We start from the raw sequence: 13145 nt of genomic DNA, 5'->3' as shown, positions 1-13145 counted from the left end.
CGGCTCATGACTGTTTGTCCCCGTCGAGCGTAGTGTGACCGGCGGCACAGCCGGTATCCCCCGTTGGGCCGAGTCCGCACTCCACCCCCGGGTCGGGACGGCGGTTCCGGTGTAGGGGACACCCTCCACCCGCTGCCCTTCCCACCGGCCGTACGCGCCGTCCCCCCAACCGGTCGCGCCCGCCGCCCGCCGCCCGACGCCCGCCGCCGGTACCCCCGCCAGTTCGCTTGCCGAAGCTAGCGTTCCGGCGCTAGCGTCGAAGCATGGCGAAGACCCAGCTGAACGTGAGGGTGGACGAGGGCACCGCCCGCGCCGCTCGGGAGCGCGCCCTGGCCCGTGGGATGAGCGTCAACCGCTACATCGAGGAACTCGTCCGCCAGGACACCGGAGAGGCGGGCCGCACCTTCGTGGAGGCCGCCGCCGACTTCATGAAGAACTACGAGACCGTCTTCGCCGAGGAGTTCGGCGAAGGACGGCGCTGATCCCTTGGACGACCTCAGCATCGACCTCGCCTGGCTGCTCATGCTCGCCGAGCGGATGACACCCGGCGACCCCCAGGTCACCGACTGGGGCGCCCTCGTGGCCGCCGTGGCCCGGCACCGCGCCGAGATCTTCGACGTACCGGTCTACGACAGCCCGCACACCCGGGCCGCCGCGCTCCTGCAACTGCTCGTCCACGTCCCCGCGCTGGAGCGGTCCAACGCCCTGTTCGCCTCCGCGGTGGCCTACGCCTATCTGGTCGCCAGCGGCCTCAAGGTCGTCACCTCGCCCGAGCAGGTGCGCGACCTGGTCCGGCTGGTCAAGAGCGGTGAGGCGTCGCTGCACGACATCGCGCGGGAGCTGCGCCAGTGGAGCCGGTGACCCGCGCGTGACCGCCGGTCAGCCGCCCGCCGGGGTCCCGTCCGCCGTCGGCCGCCAGGCGGTGCCCAGCGAACAGAACGAGCTGGGCAGCACCGGACCCGTCCCGGGCAGCAGCATCCGCCGGTAGGGCCCCAGTTCGAACCCGGCCGCCCGCAGCGCGGCGACCGGATCACGGGACAGATGGCAGCCGCCGGCCAGCGGCGGCCACACCGTGCGGTCCAGGGCGCGCTGGGTGAGCGTCATCGCCCGGCCGCCGCCGCTGCCGTGCTCCAGGAAGCGCACCTCGCCGCCCGGCCGCAGCACCCGGCGCGCCTCGGCGAGCGCCCGCGGCACATCGCGCACGCTGCACAGGACGAGGGAGAACACCGCGGCGTCGAACCCCTCGCTCTTGACCGGCAGCGCCTCGGCGCGGCCCGGCACCACGTCGACCGGCACCTCGGCCCGCAGGGCCGCCGCCACCGCCGCGCGCCGCAGCAGCCGCTCCGGCTCGATCGCGACGACCTCCGCGATGGCGCCCGGGTAGTGCGCGAAGTTCAGGCCGTTGCCCGCGCCGATCTCGATCACCCGGCCGCTCAGCCCGGCGAGCAGCCGCTCACGCACCCCGGCCAGGCCCATCCTGGTCTCCGCGACCACGCTCACCCGGGCGTAGCAGCGGGCGAACAGCGGGTGGCGGACGGGATCCCGCGTGCTCCGGCCGGAGTCGGCGGTGGACCGTAGCGGCATGGCGACCTCCCGGACCGGACGGGTGTACGGGGAGTGTCCCCCGTGCGCCCGCACCGCACGCGCGCGTGCCGCCGGAACCGCCCGCACCGTCGACACGCACACGCACGCACACGTACGTACGCACACGCACACGTACGTACGCACACGCGAACGTACGTACGCGCTGACGGTCGTACACACGCCTTGCTCGCGCGCGCGTACGCGACCGGCACCGTCGCCACGCGCGCGTACGGACCGTCCGACGCGAACGCACGCGTGCGCGTGCCGCCCGTCTCAGGCGAACGGCGCCGGCGCCTCCCGGACCGTGAAGGCCGCCGCGTCCCACCTGCCGTTCAGGCGGGGCGCCAGCCACTGCGGGGCGCCCGCGCGGAAGTCGGCGGGGTCGAGGGCGCCGGCGCCCTCGGGCAGCGCGCCGAGCAGCGGGGCGCCGGCCACCTGCGGCAGATCGGCGACGTTGCAGCGCGCCGCCAGGTCGGGCCGGCCGGGCCAGCTGCCGATCACCACGCCCAGCAGGTCCAGCTCGCGGAAGCGCAGCTCACGGGCTGTCAGCTCGGTGTTGTTCAGGGTGCCGAGGCCCGCCGGGGCGACGACGAGGACCGGCGCCCGCAGCAGCCTGGCCACGTCCGCGAGCGTCCCGCCCGCCTCGTCGAACCGGACGAGCAGGCCACCGGCCCCCTCGACCAGCACCAGATCGTGCCCGGCGGCCAGCTTGCCGGCGGCGTCGGCCACTTCCTGCGGCCGTACCGGGGCCCGGCCGGCCCGGCGTGCCGCCGTGCCCGGCGCCAGCGGCTCCGGATAGCGGGCGACCTCGGCCGCCGTGACCGCCCCGGCCAGGCGCGCGACCTCGTCGGCGTCACCGCGTTCGTCCGGGCCCACACCCGTCTGCGCGGCCTTCAGCACGGCCACCGACCGGCCGGCCGCGAGCGCCGCCGCCGCGACGGCCGCCGTGGCGACCGTCTTGCCGACCTCCGTGCCCGTGCCCGTGATCACCAGTACCGGCATCTCATCCCTCCCGCGCCGCCGCGCACACCGCGCGCGCGATCCGTGCCACGTCCACGTCGTCCGTGACGTACGGCGGCATCGTGTACACCAGATCCCGGAACGGCCGCAGCCACACACCCTCACGCACGGCGGCCCGGGTCGCCGCCGTCATGTCCACGGGGTGGTCGAGCTGGACGACGCCGATGGCGCCGAGAACCCGTACGTCCTTCACCCCGGGCAGCCGGGCCGCCGGGGCCAGGCCCTCGCGCAGCCCCGCCTCGATCCGCTCGACCTCCGTGCGCCAGTCCTGGCCGAGCAGCAGTTCGATCGAGGCGCACGCCACGGCGGCCGCCAGCGGATTGCCCATGAACGTCGGACCGTGCGCCAGCACCGGCACCTCGCCGCGCGAGATGCCCTCGGCCACCCGCGCGGTGCACAGCGTCGCCGCCATCGTCAGATAGCCGCCGGTCAGCGCCTTGCCCACGCACATCACATCCGGGGTGACCGCCGCGTGCTGCGCCGCGAACAGGGCGCCGGTGCGGCCGAACCCGGTCGCGATCTCGTCGAACACCAGCAGCACGTCGTGCGCGTCGCAGGCCTCGCGCAGCACCCGCAGATACGCGGGGGAGTGGAAGCGCATGCCGCCCGCGCCCTGCACCACCGGTTCGACGATCACGGCGGCCAGTTCACCGGCGTGCTCCTCGATCAGGTCGTGCAGCGCGGCGGCGTACGTCTCGTCGTACTCGGCCGGCGGTGCCCCGGCGAAGACCTGGCGCGGCAGCACACCGGCCCACAGCTCGTGCATCCCGCCCTCGGGGTCGCACACCGACATCGGCTGCCAGGTGTCGCCGTGGTAGCCGCCCCGCCAGGTCAGCAGCCGCCGTTTCTCCGGACGGCCCAGCGAACGCCAGTACTGCAGACACATCTTGAGCGCGACCTCGACCGAGACGGAACCGGAGTCGGCCAGGAAGACATGTTCGAGACCATCAGGAGACATGTCGACAAGGAGCTTCGCGAGCCGGACGGCGGGCTCGTGGGTGAGCCCGCCGAACATCACATGGCTCATCCGCTCCACCTGCTCGCGGACCGCCGCGTCGAGCACCGGGTGGCGGTACCCGTGGATCGCGGCCCACCACGACGACATGCCGTCGACCAGCTCGCCCGAGCCGTCGGCGAGCTTCAGCCGGACGCCGCTCGCCGACTCGACGACGAGCGGTTCCTGACGGCCGGGCATCGGACCGTACGGGTGCCACACGTGCCGCCGGTCGAGGTCCAGCAGCTCGGGCACGGGCAGGTCAGGCATTGGGGGCGAGGTCCGTTCCGGCGCCCCGGCGGCGGACGGCGACCAGATCCGTGCGCGGCTCACTCCCGGAGACGGGCGCGGGCGCCTGCGCCGGCGCGGAACCGCAGACCCCGCCGCCCTCGTGCGCCCCGCACCCCGCCTCGCCGTGCGAGCCGCACCCGGCGGCCTCGTGCGCCCCGCACCCGGCCGCCTCCCGCGCCCCGCGACCCGCCGCGTCCTCGCCCTCCTCGGACCCGCAGCCCCCGCCCGCGGGGGAGCCGCAGCCACCGCCCTGGGCCGCCGCCCGGTGCTCCGGCAGCGTCACCTCGCCGGCGCCCTCCACCTCGAACCCGGCGTCCGCGATCATCTCCAGGTCGGCCTTGCCGGCCTGGCCCTCGCTGGTCAGGTAGTCGCCCAGGAAGATGGAGTTGGCCAGGTGCAGCGCGAGCGGCTGCAGGGTGCGCAGATGCACCTCGCGGCCGCCCGCGATACGGACCTCCACGTCCGGGCAGACGAACCGGACCATGGCGAGGATCCGCAGGCAGCGCTGCGGGGTCAGGTTCCACTCCTTGGCGAGCGGAGTGCCCTCGAAGGGGATCAGGAAGTTCACCGGAACGGAGTCTGGGTCCAGCTCGCGCAGCGAGAACACCACGTCCACGAGGTCCTCGTCGCGCTCGCCCATCCCGGCGATCAGTCCCGAGCAGGCGGACAGCCCGGCCGCGTGCGCCTTGTGCACCGTGTCCACCCGATCGGCGTAGGTGTGGGTGGTGGTGATGTCGCCGTACGTCGACTCGGAGGTGTTGAGGTTGTGGTTGTAGGCGTCGGCCCCGGCCTCGCGCAGCCGCTCCGCCTGGCCGTCGGAGAGCAGCCCGAGACAGGCGCACACCTCGACGCCCTCGTTCTGGTCCTTGATGGCCTTGATGGTCTGCGAGACCCGGTCCACGTCGCGGTCGGTCGGGCCGCGCCCGCTGGCCACCAGGCAGACCCGCTTGGCGCCGCCCGCCAGCCCGGCCGCCGCGGCCTTCGAGGCGTCGTCGGGCTTGAGCCAGGTGTACTTGAGGATGCCCGCCTGCGAGCCGAGCCGCTGCGAGCAGTAGGAGCAGTCCTCGGGGCACAGGCCCGACTTGAGGTTGACGAGATAGTTGAGTTTCACCCGTCGGCCGAACCAGTGGCGGCGCACCTTCCCGGCCGCCGCCACCACATCGAGCAGTTCGTCGTCGGAGGTGGCCAGCACGGCCAGCGCTTCCCCGCGGGTCGGCAGCTCGCGCCGAAGCCCCTTGTCCACCAGCGTGTTCAGCAGGTCCATGGGAGCCGATCCTGTCCTACCGGACCGCCCCGGGCCAAGGAGAGTCCGCACAACACAGACGGTTCGACGTGTGGGTATTGCCACACCATGGGCGACCCGTCCGCCCGCTAGTGTCTGTCCACTGCCTACAAAAGCCCCGGAGGAGCCATGGCGTTCGGCTGGATCGACGAGCAGGCGGCCGCGCGCCGCCGCGCCGGACTCGTCCGCACGCTGCGCCCCCGCCCGGCCGACTCGCCGCTGCTCGACCTGGCGAGCAACGACTACCTGGGGCTGGCCCGCCACCCCGAGGTCACCGAGGGGGCCGCCGCCGCGGCGCGCCGGTGGGGCGGCGGGGCCACCGGGTCCCGGCTGGTCACCGGCACCACCGAACTGCACGCCGGACTGGAACGCGAACTGGCCGCCTTCTGCGGCTTCGAGGCCGCCCTGGTCTTCTCCTCCGGCTACGCGGCCAACCTCGCCGCGGTCACCGCGCTCGCGCCGCACGGCTCGCTGATCGTCTCCGACGCGGGCAACCACGCCTCGCTCATCGACGGCTGCCGCCTGGCCCGCGCCGCCACACAGGTGGTCGCGCACGCCGCCCCGGACGCCGTACGCAAGGCGCTCGGCACCCACACGGGTGACGCGGTGCTCGTCTCCGACACGGTGTTCTCGGTCGACGGCGACGCCGCCCCGCTGGCCCGGTTCGCCCAGGCGTGCCGGGAACACGGCGCCGGGCTGGTCGTCGACGACGCGCACGGCCTCGGCGTCCTCGGCGACGGCGGCCGCGGCGCCGCGCACGCGGCCGGGCTCGCGGGCGCCGACGACGTGGTCGTCACCCTCACCCTGTCCAAGTCGCTCGGCAGCCAGGGCGGAGCCGTGCTCGGGCCCGCCCGGGTCATCGACCACCTGGTCAACGCGGCGCGGACGTTCATCTTCGACACCGGACTGGCCCCCGCCGCGGCGGGGGCCGCCCTGGCGGCGCTGCGCCTGCTGCGCCGCGAGCCGGAGCGCGCGGCGCGGGCGCGGGCGGTCGCCGCCGAACTGCACGCCCGGCTGACCGCCGCGGGGCACGAGGCGGTGCGCCCGGACGCCGCGGTGGTCTCCGTGCGCGCGCCGTCCCCGGAGGCGGCCGTGCGCTGGGCGGCGGACTGCCGTACGGCGGGCCTGGCCGTGGGCTGTTTCCGTCCTCCTTCCGTACCCGACGGTGTCTCACGGCTCCGGCTGACCGCCCGGGCGGACCTCTCCGGGGCGCAGATCGAACGCGCTGTACGGGTGATCGGCGAGACGCGACCATGAGTCGGCGTGACACGGCCGTGCGTCGCCGGGAACAGGGGAATGGGGGGACCGGGGAAATGGGGGATCGGGGGGACAGGGAGGACGGGAAGAACGGGGAAGCGGAAGGCCGGTTCCCGGCCGTCCGGCGGGCGGTCAGAAGCGGTGCGCCGCGGCCGTGAACCGCGTCCAGCTCCCCGGCGAGAAGAGCAGCGCGGGCCCGGCCGGCCGCTTGGAGTCGCGCACGGCGAGCAGTCCGGTGTACGGCCCGCGGGCCGGCCGGGCCGTCTCGACGCAGTTGTTCGCTCCCGTGCTGTGACTGCTGCGCAGCCAGCGCACGCCGGGCAGATCGGTCGTGGAAGGAACGTTCCGAGGCAGAGCAGGCATGAAGCCTCCATGACGCGGTCGCGTGCTGTCATCCCTCCCGGAGCAACCCGGCGATGAAGTCCAGCGAGTCCTCGATCGAGAGGGCATGGAACCTGAGAGTGTCGAAGGCCAGGGTGTAGGCCACTACGTCTTCTTTCCGTTCGAGATGGAAGCTACTCGTCAAGTTGTCGAGAACGACCACATCCAGATCAGAAGTGTTCGAAAACGAGAAGATGACGAAAGGCCCGGTGAGGCCGATGTGCGCACCGGCCGCGAACGGCAGGATCTGCAACCGCACTTGAGGCAGCCGGGCCGCCTCCATCAGCCGCTCCAGCTGCCGCGCCATGACCTCGGGCCCGCCCACCTCCCGGCGCAGCACCGCCTCGTCCAGCACCGCGTTCAGCTCCAGCGGGGGAGCGCCGCGCAGCACGTCCTGCCGGGCCAGCCGCACCTCCACCAGCGCGTCCAGCCGCTCGTCGGCCGGCCCGTCCACGGCGGCGCGGGTCACCGCGCGGGCGTACTCGGGGGTCTGCAGCAGCCCGGGGACCACCGATGTCTCCAGCGTGCGCATGGCGCTCGCCTGCGACTCCAGGCTGATGAAGTCCCGGTACGTCGGCGGCAGCACGCCCCGGTAGGCGTGCCACCAGTGGTGCCGCCCGTCGCCGTCGTCGGAGCCCGCCAGCACGAGCAGCAGGTCCCGCAACTGGGCGTCCCGGACCCCGTAGGCGTCCAGCAGGATCCGCACATCGGCCGGTTTCACCCCGCTGGCGCCGGTCTCGATCCGGCTCACCTTCGACTGGTGCCAGCCCACGAGGCGGGCCGCCTCGCCGCTGGTGAGGCCCGCGCCGCCGCGCAGCGCGCGCAGTTCGGCGCCCAGCTTCCGGCGGCGCACCGCGGGACCGTGCTGCATGGACAGCTCCTCACTCCTTCTGTGGGCTCCCCGCCCGGGCGGCCGCCCGGGCCCGCCGGGTTGGGCGTCCGGCGACCGGCGACAAATACGTTCTGCCGTCGCAGGGTTCACCGCTTCGAGCGACAGATATATGCATATCCCGGTGGATCGCCACCGTGACGGCCCCGGTGGTGGCAGTCTGACGGCGAAGCACCAGTCCGGGACCGTACTCGAACCATCCGCTCCGTGTCGGACCGCGGTCCCGTGGGAAAGGGGCGACCTCGCCATGGCAGACCACCTGGAAGCATCCGTCACTCTGCCGAGCGATCCGGCCTCGGTCGCCGCCGCCCGCGCCCACGCGGTGGGCACGCTGGTGGAGTGGGGCCTGCCGTCGGACGCGGACACCGCGGACTCGGTGCGGCTCATCGTCTCCGAACTCGCCACCAACGCCGTACAGCACACCCTCGGGCAGTCACCCACCTTCCGGGTGGATCTCGTCCTCGACCGTGACGAACGCTTGCGCATCGGAGTGACCGACAGTCATCCGCGGTTCCCCAAACGGCTGCCGGCCGCTGTCCAGCAGGACAACGGCCGGGGCATGGTGATCATCAGATGGCTCACCGCGGAGTGCGGGGGCAGGGTGACGGTCCGTCCCACCCGCGAGGGCGGCAAGACGGTCTGCGTCGAACTCCCGTGGCCGGAGCCGGCGGACCGGCCCGGGCCGTAGCGCGCCCGGGCAGACGCCGCCGCTCCCGGCCGGACCAGGACCGATGAGGATCAGGAGATCCGGCCGTACCAGACGCTCCTGGTCCAGATCTTCTCCAGCCGCACCACCGCACCGGTCTTGGGCGCGTGCCAGATCTTGCCCCCGCCGGCGTAGATGCCGACGTGGTAGACGTACGAGCCCGAGTGGAAGAACACCAGATCCCCGGCGCGGCGGCTGCCCGAGGAGATGTGCCGGGCCTTGTTGTACTGCTGCGCGGCCGTGCGGGGCAGCTTCTTGCCGGCTCGCTTGAAGGAGTACAAGGTGAGGCCGGAGCAGTCGAATCTGTACGGGCCCGTTGCTCCCCATTGGTAGGGAGAGCCCTTCTTGGACGCCGCGATCCGCAGCGCCTTCGTCGCCATCGTCGCGGCGGAGGCGTCGGAGGCGGCACCGGGGACCACGATCGAGCCGCCCACGGCGGCGATGGTCAGGGCCGAGGCCGTTCCGGCCCGGGCCATGAGCGACGGGACACGATCGAGCGCACTCATGCGCAACCCTTCGTCAGCCGCCTGTGAAGGATGACCTGTCGGATTCGGGCTGGCGAAGTTGCCCGGCCGCACGGTGTGCGGCTTCACCCCAAGGGCTGCGCGGTCCGGCCGTGGCATGACCGTTCCGGCGACCCGTCGTGCTCGGGTCCTCCACTCCTGCCGATCCACTTCCGTCGACCGGTCGTCCAGGCGGCGGCAGGACTCGGCGTCCGCCCGGACCGCCCCGCCGCTGGTGGCGGGGGCTTGTCGTCAGACAGGGATCTTGACCCACACATGTCCGAAAATCCCAACGGAACCGGAGGTTTGTGTTGTTACTCACCACTCGTCCGTTCGGGTGGGTATCCGTGTGTTCGAGCAGCGGTGTTCTTCGTCAACAGGCCCCGGACCAGCGGCGAAGCGCCTTGTTCCGCCATTCGGGCAGGGGGGCCGCGCAAGCCCGGCGGCGCCGAAAAAAGATGTTTGCCTACGCCGAACAGCGGTAATCCGTGTGGACCGTTTCGACCCGTGTCCGCGTGTCGCGCTCCCGCCGCTCTGCTGTGCGTCTGCCCGCGCGCCTGCGCGCGCCGGTCCGTGTGTCTGCCCCTGCCCGTGGCGGACCCGCCTCCGGCCGTGGGCGTCAGCGTGCCTCGTCCGGTGGCACGGTGACCCGGGCGGTGCGCCGCTCGCCGTCCAGCACCCGCAGGGCCCGGGCCGGCAGCGGCTGCGGCTCGGGCGTCGGCACCGGCGTCATGTCACTCCCCGGCCGGGGTAGGGCACTCGGACGGTCGGGCCATGGGCGTCCATCTCCGGACGGCGGCCTGCGGGCGGCGGCCCTGTGGAAAACGTACAGGACGTACGGGAGGCGGGGAGGAAAACCGCAGGCCGGCCGGCCTCCGGTCGTGCGCCGGGGAGTCCTGGAGCAAGCTGGAGGTGGAACTCCGGCCGCTCGACGACCCAGGGGACCTCCATGGTGTTCTTCGCGATGTCCCGGCGGCACCCCCTCCAGCCGCTGTCCCTCACCGATCTGGTGCTGGAGCACGAGCGATTGCACGAGGAGATCGACCAGCTGCGGTACGCCCTGACCTCGCACGCCGTCATCGACCAGGCCATCGGCGCGCTGGTCGCCCTCGGCCGGATCCCGCCCGACGACGCCTGGCAGGTCCTGCGGGAGGTCTCCCAGCGCACCAACACCAAGCTGCGCACGGTCGCCGAGCACGTGCTGAAGTTCGCCCAGGGCGGCGCCCTGTCCGACACCGAGCTGGAGGAGCTGAGACGGGCCCTCGGCCGGCATGCGGCGCGCTGCTCCACCGGCCGCTGAGCGCACCGGGAGCGACGGGGCGCGCGCCCGTAAGGTGGGGTTCATGGCCCACGAGATTCCGGTGACGCGCGCCAGGGCGGAACTGGCCGATCTGATCAACCGGGTGGTCTACGGCGGCGAGCGCGTCGTGGTCACCCGGCACGGCAGGCCGCTGGTCGCCCTGGTCTGCGCGGCCGACCTGGAACGCCTACAAGCGTGGGAGCGGTCCGCCGGGAAGCAGGCGACGCCGGCCGCCCCCGTCCGCGAATCGCCCAGTCCCGGCCTCACCGCCGGACACCGGGGGCACCGGGCCGGGTAGCGAACGGCAGCGCCCCGGACCGCCGCCCCGACGCGTCTCCGCTGAGCGGAGCACACCACGCCGGTTATCGGATTGGTAAAGAAGGTCAACAGCCCCTGTTCTCAGACGCCTCACAGCCGGAAGGATCCCCCGTACCCAATTCGTAACGACGTACGGGGAGGTCCCACTTGAGGGTCAACAGACCGAAGAACCGGGTCATGGCGCTCGGTTCGGCCGGTGCGCTGGTCACCGCGACCCTGATAGCCGGCGCCGTGGCGGCCCCCGCGGCGAGCGCGGACAGCCGGCACGGCCAGGACCGGGAGGCCATCGGCGCCACGATCGCCGCGGCCCGCGCCGCCCGGGCCGGGATCGACTGGCAGGACTGCCCCGCCGACTGGGCGCTGGCCAAGCCCATCCAGTGCGGCTACGTCTCGGTGCCGCTGGACTACGCCCACCCCTACGGCAAGCAGATCAAGCTCGCCGTCGACCACATCGGCAACACCGGCACCCCGCAGGAGCGCCAGGGCGCCCTGGTCTACAACCCGGGCGGCCCGGGCGGCTCGGGCCTGCGCTTCCCGGCCCGCGTCACCGCCAAGAACCCGGTCTGGGCGAACGTCGCCAAGGCGTACGACTTCGTCGGCTTCGACCCGCGCGGTGTCGGCCACTCCACCCCCATCTCGTGCGAGGACCCGCAGGAGTACGTCAAGGCGCCGAAGGCGGACCCGGTGCCCGACTCCGAGGCCGACAAGCGGGCCCAGCGCAAGCTGGCCCGCGAGTACGCCGACGGCTGCCTCGACCGCACCGGCCGCGCGATGCTCCAGCAGATGACCACTCCGAACACCGCCCGCGACCTGGACGTCATCCGTGCCGCGCTCGGTGAGAAGAAGATCAACTACCTGGGTGTCTCCTACGGCACCTACCTGGGCGCCGTCTACGGCACGCTGTTCCCGGGCCACGTCCGCCGGATGATCGTCGACAGCGTCGTCAACCCGGCGCAGGAGAACATCTGGTACGAGGCCAACCTGGACCAGGACGTCGCCTTCCAGGGCCGGTGGAACGACTGGCAGGACTGGGTCGCCAAGAACGACGCCAGCTTCCACCTGGGCACCACCCGCGACGCCGTCCAGGCCAAGTGGCTCCAGCTGCGCGCCGCCGCGAAGAAGCAGCCGATCGGCGGGGTCGTCGGCCCGGCCGAGCTGCTCGCCTTCTTCCAGACCGCCCCGTACTACGACTCCTCGTGGGTGCCGGTGGCGACGGCGTTCAGCAAGTACTTCGCCGGTGACTCCCAGCCGCTGATCGACGCGGCCGCCCCCGACATGACCGACATCGCGGGCAACATCTCCGCGGAGAACGGCAACGCCGTCTACACGGCCGTCGAGTGCGCCGACGCCAAGTGGCCCACGAGCTGGCGCAAGTGGGACCGGGACAACACGCGGCTGAACGCGCAGTACCCGTTCCTGACCTGGTCCAACGCCTGGATGAACCTGCCGTGCGCCACCTGGCCGGTCAAGCAGCGGACCCCGGTGAACGTCAAGACCGGCAAGGGCCTGCCGCCGGTGCTGATCGTGCAGTCCACGCGTGACGCCGCGACCCCGTACCCGGGCGCCGTCGAGCTGCACCAGCGCTTCAAGGGCTCCCGCCTGATCACCGAGAAGGACGCGGGCTCGCACGGCGTGACCGGCCTGGTCAACCCGTGCATCAACACCCGGGTCGACACCTACCTGCTCACCGGGCAGGTGGACCGGGCGGACGTGACCTGCGGACCGCACGCCACGCCCAAGCCGTAAGGCACGACCGCCGCGAACCGGCGGACGCGAGGCTCCGAGGGGCGGCCGGGATCATCCGGCCGCCCCTTGCGCACGCCGCGCCGACACCCGCGCACGCCGCGCCCACACCCGCGTACGCCGCGTGCCGCACGCACGCCGTGGGGCTCCCCGTGGCCGGCAGGACGCGGCGCCTGCCGGGCCCCGCCCGCCCGGCGTCGTACGGTGGGGGCATGGCTCCTCCGCTACCGGGTCCGCTGGAGCACCTGGCACCGCTGCTCAGCCACTACGGCTACTGGGCCGTCGGGGGCGTGGTCTTCGTGGAGGACTTCGGGATCCCCGCTCCCGGCGAGACGATCCTGATCGCGGCCGGCGTGTACGCCGGGGCGGGCGAGCTGAACATCGTCGCCGTGGGGGTCATCGCGTTCGCCGCGGCCGTCGTCGGGGACAACATCGGCTATCTGATCGGCCACTTCGGGGGCCGCGCCTTCGTCCACCGCTGGGGCAGGTACATCTTCCTGACACCGAAGCGGTTCGAGACGGCCGAGCGGTTCTTCACCCGGCACGGCGGCAAGATCGTCACGGTGGCGCGCTTCGTCGAGGGGCTGCGCCAGGCCAACGGCATCATCGCCGGCACCACCGGGATGCACTGGCTGCGGTTCCTCGCGTTCAACGCGCTCGGCGCGGCCCTGTGGGTGGGCCTGTGGGTGAGCCTCGCCTACTTCGCGGGGACCCATATCGACACCGTCTACGACACGGTCCGGCGTTACGAGGTGTACGTCCTCGTCGCGCTCGCCGTCCTCGTCGTCGCGCTGATCGCCCGCCATCTGGTACGGCGCCGGCGGCAGCGCGAGTCGTGAGCGGCGGGGGATCGGGAGGTGCCCTCGGCGGGGGTACG

Annotated in this window: 15 protein-coding genes and 1 riboswitch; of the genes, 8 read left to right on the top strand and 7 right to left on the bottom strand. The window is 73.0% G+C overall.

Going from position 1 to position 13145, the window contains the following annotated elements:
• Positions 1–263: 263 nt before the first annotated feature.
• Together ABZ858_RS09330 and ABZ858_RS09325 are read left to right on the top strand one after the other, a co-directional pair.
• Positions 264–482 carry a toxin-antitoxin system HicB family antitoxin gene (locus ABZ858_RS09330; protein WP_361374325.1) on the top strand — a complete coding sequence of 73 codons (219 nt, stop codon included), beginning with the start codon at positions 264–266 and terminating at the stop codon, positions 480–482.
• A 4-nt stretch (positions 483–486) separates the two neighbouring features.
• Entirely contained in the window at positions 487–861 is a 375-nt protein-coding gene (locus tag ABZ858_RS09325) for a fic family toxin-antitoxin system, toxin component (protein WP_361374323.1), read from the top strand.
• A gap of 18 nt (positions 862–879) precedes the next feature.
• On the opposite strand, the gene ABZ858_RS09320 is transcribed toward ABZ858_RS09325, so the two are convergent.
• The 4 genes from ABZ858_RS09320 to bioB form a co-directional block, all read right to left on the bottom strand.
• Positions 880–1584 (bottom strand): class I SAM-dependent methyltransferase, encoded by a 705-nt coding sequence (locus tag ABZ858_RS09320; RefSeq protein WP_361374321.1) that lies wholly within the window; start codon positions 1582–1584, stop codon positions 880–882.
• 273 nt (positions 1585–1857) lie between these two features.
• The gene (gene bioD / locus ABZ858_RS09315; RefSeq protein WP_361374319.1) at positions 1858–2586 is read right to left on the bottom strand and encodes a dethiobiotin synthase; all 729 of its coding nucleotides are present in this window, start codon (positions 2584–2586) and stop codon (positions 1858–1860) included.
• Between the two features lies 1 nt (position 2587).
• Positions 2588–3868 (bottom strand): adenosylmethionine--8-amino-7-oxononanoate transaminase, encoded by a 1281-nt coding sequence (locus tag ABZ858_RS09310; protein ID WP_361374317.1) that lies wholly within the window; start codon positions 3866–3868, stop codon positions 2588–2590.
• Positions 3861–5153: a biotin synthase BioB gene (gene bioB, locus ABZ858_RS09305; RefSeq protein ID WP_361374315.1), complete on the bottom strand. Its 1293-nt coding sequence runs from the start codon at positions 5151–5153 to the stop codon at positions 3861–3863. The genes ABZ858_RS09310 and bioB overlap by 8 nt, the downstream gene beginning before the upstream one ends.
• 147 nt (positions 5154–5300) lie before the next feature.
• Between bioB and ABZ858_RS09300 the strand changes: the two genes are divergently transcribed.
• Complete coding sequence (locus tag ABZ858_RS09300; protein WP_361374313.1) at positions 5301–6428, top strand: 8-amino-7-oxononanoate synthase; 1128 nt, start codon at positions 5301–5303, stop codon at positions 6426–6428.
• A gap of 132 nt (positions 6429–6560) precedes the next feature.
• Here the strand turns inward: ABZ858_RS09300 and ABZ858_RS09295 are convergent, their stop codons facing one another.
• Together ABZ858_RS09295 and ABZ858_RS09290 are read right to left on the bottom strand one after the other, a co-directional pair.
• Positions 6561–6791 (bottom strand): DUF397 domain-containing protein, encoded by a 231-nt coding sequence (locus tag ABZ858_RS09295; RefSeq protein ID WP_361374311.1) that lies wholly within the window; start codon positions 6789–6791, stop codon positions 6561–6563.
• A 28-nt stretch (positions 6792–6819) separates the two neighbouring features.
• Positions 6820–7680, bottom strand: a complete 861-nt coding sequence (locus ABZ858_RS09290) for a helix-turn-helix transcriptional regulator (RefSeq protein WP_361374309.1) — start codon at positions 7678–7680, stop codon at positions 6820–6822.
• Between the two features lie 265 nt (positions 7681–7945).
• Here ABZ858_RS09290 and ABZ858_RS09285 point away from each other — a divergent pair, with 265 nt between their 5' ends.
• A complete protein-coding gene (locus tag ABZ858_RS09285; RefSeq protein ID WP_361374307.1) occupies positions 7946–8386 on the top strand; it encodes an ATP-binding protein in 441 nt (146 codons plus the stop codon).
• A gap of 50 nt (positions 8387–8436) precedes the next feature.
• On the opposite strand, the gene ABZ858_RS09280 is transcribed toward ABZ858_RS09285, so the two are convergent.
• Positions 8437–8910 carry a C40 family peptidase gene (locus ABZ858_RS09280; protein WP_361374305.1) on the bottom strand — a complete coding sequence of 158 codons (474 nt, stop codon included), beginning with the start codon at positions 8908–8910 and terminating at the stop codon, positions 8437–8439.
• A gap of 3 nt (positions 8911–8913) precedes the next feature.
• Positions 8914–9128, bottom strand: a riboswitch (cyclic di-AMP (ydaO/yuaA leader).
• A gap of 728 nt (positions 9129–9856) precedes the next feature.
• On the opposite strand from ABZ858_RS09280, the gene ABZ858_RS09275 reads away from it, so the two are divergent.
• From ABZ858_RS09275 to ABZ858_RS09260, 4 genes are all read left to right on the top strand, one after another.
• Positions 9857–10207: an ANTAR domain-containing protein gene (locus tag ABZ858_RS09275; RefSeq protein WP_361374303.1), complete on the top strand. Its 351-nt coding sequence runs from the start codon at positions 9857–9859 to the stop codon at positions 10205–10207.
• 43 nt (positions 10208–10250) lie between these two features.
• Positions 10251–10505, top strand: a complete 255-nt coding sequence (locus ABZ858_RS09270; RefSeq protein WP_361374301.1) for a type II toxin-antitoxin system Phd/YefM family antitoxin — start codon at positions 10251–10253, stop codon at positions 10503–10505.
• 197 nt (positions 10506–10702) lie between these two features.
• Positions 10703–12271: an alpha/beta hydrolase gene (locus ABZ858_RS09265; RefSeq protein WP_361374531.1), complete on the top strand. Its 1569-nt coding sequence runs from the start codon at positions 10703–10705 to the stop codon at positions 12269–12271.
• Between the two features lie 209 nt (positions 12272–12480).
• Entirely contained in the window at positions 12481–13107 is a 627-nt protein-coding gene (locus tag ABZ858_RS09260; RefSeq protein WP_361374299.1) for a DedA family protein, read from the top strand.
• Positions 13108–13145 lie beyond the last annotated feature (38 nt).

Origin of the sequence: Streptomyces sp. NPDC047017, from assembly GCF_040644175.1 — a bacterium.
In the GTDB taxonomy this organism is placed as follows: Bacteria; Actinomycetota; Actinomycetes; order Streptomycetales; family Streptomycetaceae; genus Streptomyces.
Note: the sequence above shows the minus strand (reverse complement) of the source record. Positions and strands in the feature narration are given on the sequence as shown.

Excerpts from the sequence above, each read along its gene's own strand:
- ABZ858_RS09285 (WP_361374307.1), top strand. The coding sequence starts at position 7,946 with ATGGCAGACCACCTGGAAGCATCCGTCACTCTGCCGAGCGATCCGGCC.
- ABZ858_RS09270 (WP_361374301.1), top strand. The coding sequence starts at position 10,251 with ATGGCCCACGAGATTCCGGTGACGCGCGCCAGGGCGGAACTGGCCGAT.
- ABZ858_RS09265 (WP_361374531.1), top strand. The coding sequence starts at position 10,703 with ATGGCGCTCGGTTCGGCCGGTGCGCTGGTCACCGCGACCCTGATAGCC.
- ABZ858_RS09260 (WP_361374299.1), top strand. The coding sequence starts at position 12,481 with ATGGCTCCTCCGCTACCGGGTCCGCTGGAGCACCTGGCACCGCTGCTC.
- ABZ858_RS09295 (WP_361374311.1), bottom strand. The coding sequence starts at position 6,791 with ATGCCTGCTCTGCCTCGGAACGTTCCTTCCACGACCGATCTGCCCGGC.
- ABZ858_RS09300 (WP_361374313.1), top strand. The coding sequence starts at position 5,301 with ATGGCGTTCGGCTGGATCGACGAGCAGGCGGCCGCGCGCCGCCGCGCC.
- bioD (WP_361374319.1), bottom strand. The coding sequence starts at position 2,586 with ATGCCGGTACTGGTGATCACGGGCACGGGCACGGAGGTCGGCAAGACG.
- ABZ858_RS09330 (WP_361374325.1), top strand. The coding sequence starts at position 264 with ATGGCGAAGACCCAGCTGAACGTGAGGGTGGACGAGGGCACCGCCCGC.
- bioB (WP_361374315.1), bottom strand. The coding sequence starts at position 5,153 with ATGGACCTGCTGAACACGCTGGTGGACAAGGGGCTTCGGCGCGAGCTG.
- ABZ858_RS09290 (WP_361374309.1), bottom strand. The coding sequence starts at position 7,680 with ATGCAGCACGGTCCCGCGGTGCGCCGCCGGAAGCTGGGCGCCGAACTG.
- ABZ858_RS09275 (WP_361374303.1), top strand. The coding sequence starts at position 9,857 with ATGGTGTTCTTCGCGATGTCCCGGCGGCACCCCCTCCAGCCGCTGTCC.
- ABZ858_RS09280 (WP_361374305.1), bottom strand. The coding sequence starts at position 8,910 with ATGAGTGCGCTCGATCGTGTCCCGTCGCTCATGGCCCGGGCCGGAACG.
- ABZ858_RS09310 (WP_361374317.1), bottom strand. The coding sequence starts at position 3,868 with ATGCCTGACCTGCCCGTGCCCGAGCTGCTGGACCTCGACCGGCGGCAC.
- ABZ858_RS09320 (WP_361374321.1), bottom strand. The coding sequence starts at position 1,584 with ATGCCGCTACGGTCCACCGCCGACTCCGGCCGGAGCACGCGGGATCCC.